We start from the raw sequence: 4,789 nt of genomic DNA, 5'->3' as shown, positions 1-4,789 counted from the left end.
CTGCTGGCACTCGCCGCCGTGCTCGACTCACTGGGACCCGGCGACTGGGCCGCCCTGGCCGCCGCTGCCGCGAGCACCCGGGAGCTGCTGGCCGGCGCCTGGTCCGAGCGTCTGGCCGCGGCGGCGCTGTTGGGTCGCGACGTGGCGACGGCCACACCCAGCAGCGCCAGGCCTGCGATCGTCGCGCGCACCCAGCCGCTCGTCTATGCCTTCGAGGTGGTCGCCGCCCAGAGCGCCGGTGAGCAGAGGCGGGTCGCCGAGCGGACGCTCGCCGCGCTGGTGCGGCTCGAGGTCGCGGTCTCGGGTTCGAGCTCCACGACTCCTGCCGGGTGGGCCCTGCCCTACCCGGTGACCACCCCAGCGGCCGCCCGGCGGCTCGCGGCCGAGACCCTCTCGTCGGCGGTGGCGGCCGGGACCGCGCTCGCGGGCCCCGGTCCCGATGCAGCCGCCCTCGAGGGCGTCGCGCGCTGGAGCGCCCACCTCCAGGCACTCGCCGTGGACTGGCACGTGCCCCTGACCGCCTTCCCTGGAGCGAGACGATGAGCTACGACCCGATGTACGACCTCATCCCCGCGCACTTCGCGCACGCCGTGAGCAGCTACGAGCCCGACGGCTACGAGTCGGGCGACGACTGGATCGACGCCCTGCCGGGCCTCATCCGTGACCTGCTCGCGGAGTGGGAGCTCGAGCCCATCGGCCGCAGCTCGAGCGGCGTGTGCGCCGTCGCCATCCCGGTCCGGCTGCTCGGCACCGGCCGCGATCTCGTCGGGGTGAGCGGTGAGGGCGTCCTCAAGATCACCTGGCCGCACCCGGAGGCCGCCACGGAGCACCTGGCGCTGCAGACGTGGAACGGTGACGGGGCGGTGCGGCTCGTGCGGGCCGACCCCGCGCGGTTCGCCATGCTGCTCGAGCGGCTGCACACCCGCGACCTGAGCCGGGTCGACATCGACGACGCGTGCATCGTCATCGGCGACCTGCTCGCCCGGCTCGAACGACCGGCCCACCCCCGCGTTCCCAGCCTCGCGGCATACGCCCTCCGGCAGGCGGAGGAGCTGCGGGCGGCTCCAGCGGTCCTGCCGCGGCGCTACCTCGACCAGGCGGCGTCTCTCGCCGGCGAGCTCGCGGAGAGGGCGTCGACCGAGGACCGGCTGCTGCACACCGACCTGCACTACACGAACGTGCTCGCCGCCTACCGCTCCCCCTGGCTCGCCATCGACCCCAAGCCGATGAGTGGCGACCCTGCCTTCGAGGTCGCTCCGGCCCTGTGGAACCGCGCCGACGAGCTCGGCACCGGCTCCGAGGTGAGGTGGTCGCTGCGACGGCGGCTCGAGATCATCTGCGAGCGCGCCGGGGTCGACGAGGGCCGGGCCCGGGCGTGGACGATCGTCCGCGAGGCCGACAACGCGCTCGAGGCGGCCGAGAGGCTCTCCGACGGGCCGGCCGACGACGCGTGGGCGCACGACCGCATCAGCCTCGCCGTGACGATCATCAAGGCGATGAACGACTGACCTGCCGGGGCGTCCCCTCCCTGGCGACACACCGGATCAAATCGTTTCGACCACGGGTGCTTGAACCCTTAACCTTGTCGGGCTCCCCCACCTCGTTGTCGAAAGGCACTCGCATGCCTCGCCTTGCCATGCCCACCTCGCGCGACCGTCGCGCGGCCCCACCGACGCCGGCTCGCGAGATCGCGCGCATCGCCGTGCCGGTGAGCATGGAGTTCGTCCTGATGCTCGTGCTGAACTTCGTCAACCAGATCGTCGTCGGCAGCCTCGGTGCCACGGCGATCGCCGCGGTCGGCTTCTCCAACAGCCTGACCTTCATCCTCGCGGTGACCCTGGGGTGCCTCGGCACCTCGGTGAGCATCCTCGTGGCCCGTGCTCACGGCGCCGGACGGCGCGGCGACCTCGACCACACCGTCACCGCAGCGCTGCTCGTCGCCGTTGGTCTCGGGATCGTCGTGTCGGTCGTGCCCTGGCTCTTCGCCGACCACCTCATGTCGCTGGTCGGGGCCTCTCCCTCGGTCGCGGCCGCGGGGACCGACTATCTCCGCCTCACCGTGCTCGCGACGCTGCCGGTCATGCTCAGCGCGATCCTGTCGGGCGTGCTCCGCTCCGCGGGTCGGCCCACCAGCCCGATGATCGCGACGATGGTGACCGTCGTCGCGAACTCGGCGATCGCCTACTCCCTCGTCGTCGGGCTGGGGCCCCTGCCGTCGCTCGGCGTCGCCGGGGCCGGCTGGGCGACCCTCGTCACCGCGGTCGCCAAGGCGCTCATCCTGCTCGGGATGGCCTACGGTCGACGGGGCGTCGTCGGCTGGAGCCTGCCCGACAGCGTGCGGCAGTGGCGGGCCGTCATCGTGCCGCTCTTCGTGCTGGCCGTCCCCCTCGGCGTCACCGAGCTGTTCTGGACCGTCGGGACGTTCCTCTACAACGTCGTCTTCCAGAAGCTCGGCGACGAGGCCCTCGCGGCGGCCCAGATCGTCACCACCCTCGAGGGGGTCTTCATCGTCGGAAGCATCGGTCTCATGAGCGCGACGACGACTCTCGTCGGTCGCTCGGTCGGTCGCGGCGACGTCGACGACGCGATGGCCTGGGTGCGGCGGCTCATGCGTGCCGGGATCGGGACGGCCGCCGTCTTCGGGGTGCTCTTCGCCGCCACCGTCCTCCTCCTCGACGTGCTCTTCGGGGAGGCCGGTCGCGACGTGCGGACCATGGCAGGCGTCGGCATCCTCATCAACGCCGCCTTCCAGGTGGTCAAGGTGCGCAACATGATCGTCGGCGCCGGCGTCCTGCCCAGCGCGAACGACGTCCGCGGCGTCATCATGGGCGACGTGGTCGGCGCCTTCTTGGTCGGGCTGCCGCTCGCCGTGCTCCTCGGGCTGCACACCCCGCTCGGATACGTCGGCATCTTCGTCGCCCGCATCCTGGAGGAGCTGGCCAAGCTGGCGATCTTCTCCTGGCGGGCCAAGCGCGTGCGCTGGAACCGGCTCGTCGGCATCGCTGCCTGAGCGCAGCCATTGGGAGTGCGCGAGAGTGGGGGCATGTCCAACCGTCTGCGATCCGCCACGAGCCCGTACCTGCTGCAGCACCGCGACAACCCGGTCCACTGGCAGGAGTGGGGCGAGGAGGCCTTCGCCGAGGCTCGTCGCCGCAACGTGCCGGTGCTGCTGTCGGTCGGTTACGCGGCGTGCCACTGGTGCCATGTCATGGCGCACGAGTCGTTCGAGGACGAGACCGTCGCCGCGGTGCTCAACGACCGTTTCGTCTCGGTCAAGGTCGACCGCGAGGAGCGTCCCGACATCGACGCCGCCTACATGTCGGCCGTGACCGCGACGACCGGTCACGGCGGTTGGCCGATGACCGTCTTCCTCACCCCTGACGGCGAGCCGTTCTTCTGCGGCACGTACTTCCCCCGCGACCACTTCCTGCGCGTGCTGGCCGCGCTCGACGAGGCCTGGCGCACCCGCGAGGACGAGGTCCGCGCGTCGGGCACGCATGTCGCCACGAGCCTCGCCGAGGCACTCCGGGCGCCGACGCCGTATGCCGTAGAGCCCCGCGCTCTGGACAGTGCCGTCGACCTCTTGGCTCGCCAGTTCGACCGCGTCGCAGGCGGGTTCGGAGGTGCGCCGAAGTTCCCGCCGTCGATGGTGCTCGAGTTCCTGCTGCGTCACCATGCGCGCACCGGTGACGCCTCCGCGCTCGACATGGCCTCCCGGACGCTCGAGGCGATGGCCCGCAGCGGCATGTACGACCAGCTCGCCGGCGGCTTCGCCCGCTACGCCGTCGACGCCGGCTGGGTCGTGCCGCACTTCGAGAAGATGCTGTACGACAACGCCCTCCTCCTTCGCACCTACACGTCGTGGTGGAAGGCCACTCGCGACCCGCTCGCCCAACGCATCGTCCGCGAGACGGCTGACTTCCTCCTGCGCGACCTCGGGACGGAGGGCGGCGGTTTCGCGTCGTCGCTCGATGCCGACGCCGACGGCGTCGAGGGACTGACGTATGCGTGGACGCGCGGGCAGCTGCGAGAGGTCCTCGGCGACGACGAGGGCACGGCGGCGGCTGAGCTGCTCGGCGTCACGGAGGCCGGGACCTTCGAGCACGGCGCCTCGACGCTGCAGCTGCCCGTCGAGCCCTCCGACCGCGTGTGGTTCGACGACGTCCGCCGGCGGCTCCTCGTCGCTCGTGCGGGGCGGCCGCAGCCGGGCCGGGACGACAAGGTCGTCACGTCGTGGAACGGTCTCGCCATCGCCGCGCTGGCCGGCGCCGGAGCGACGTTCGACCGGGCGGACTGGGTCGCCGCGGCCGAGCGGTGTGCCGGCTACGTCATCGACGTGCACCTCGTCGACGGCGAGCTGCGACGCGCGTCGCGCCTCGGGAAGGTCGGCACGGCTCGGGCCGTCGCCGACGACCACGGCAACCTCGCCGAGGGGCTGCTCGTGCTGCACCAGACCACCGGCGAGCGGCGCTGGCTCGACGCGGCCCGCGACCTCCTGGGCGCTGCCCGCGACTTCACGGCCGACGACGGCGGGTTCCACGACACTGCCCACCACGCCGAGYCGCTCTACCTGCGTCCGCGCAACGCCGCCGACAACGCGGAGCCAGCCGGGCAGTCTGCTCTCGCAGCAGCCCTCGTCACCCTCGGCGCGGTGACGGGCGACGCAGGAGCACTGGTCGCCGGCGCGGGTGCCACAGCCGCGGGCCTCGGCCTGGCCGTCCGCGAGCCGCGCTTCGGGGGTTGGTCGCTCGCCGTCGCCGAAGCGCTCGTCGCCGGTCCGCTCCAGGTC

4 protein-coding genes are annotated in these 4,789 nt (G+C 72.5%); all 4 read left to right on the top strand.

Annotated elements, in window-relative coordinates; all coding sequences use genetic code 11:
- A partial coding sequence (locus AC1DP0_RS18205) for a hypothetical protein (RefSeq protein WP_478087159.1) occupies positions 1–543 on the top strand: 543 nt, incomplete at its 5' end.
- Positions 540–1,508 carry an aminoglycoside phosphotransferase family protein gene (locus AC1DP0_RS18200; RefSeq protein ID WP_478087155.1) on the top strand — a complete coding sequence of 323 codons (969 nt, stop codon included), beginning with the start codon at positions 540–542 and terminating at the stop codon, positions 1,506–1,508. The genes AC1DP0_RS18205 and AC1DP0_RS18200, both read left to right, overlap by 4 nt.
- Before the next feature lie 113 nt (positions 1,509–1,621).
- Positions 1,622–3,010: an MATE family efflux transporter gene (locus AC1DP0_RS18195; RefSeq protein ID WP_478087151.1), complete on the top strand. Its 1,389-nt coding sequence runs from the start codon at positions 1,622–1,624 to the stop codon at positions 3,008–3,010.
- Between the two features lie 33 nt (positions 3,011–3,043).
- On the top strand, positions 3,044–4,789 hold a 1,746-nt coding region (locus AC1DP0_RS18190; RefSeq protein ID WP_478087148.1), incomplete at its 3' end, for a thioredoxin domain-containing protein.

Source organism: Terrabacter sp. P5_B1, assembly GCF_056400505.1.
Note: the sequence above shows the minus strand (reverse complement) of the source record. Positions and strands in the feature narration are given on the sequence as shown.

Bases quoted from the DNA above. Each gene is read 5' to 3' on its own strand.
- AC1DP0_RS18200 (WP_478087155.1), top strand. From the start codon at position 540: ATGAGCTACGACCCGATGTACGACCTCATCCCCGCGCACTTCGCGCAC.
- AC1DP0_RS18195 (WP_478087151.1), top strand. From the start codon at position 1,622: ATGCCTCGCCTTGCCATGCCCACCTCGCGCGACCGTCGCGCGGCCCCA.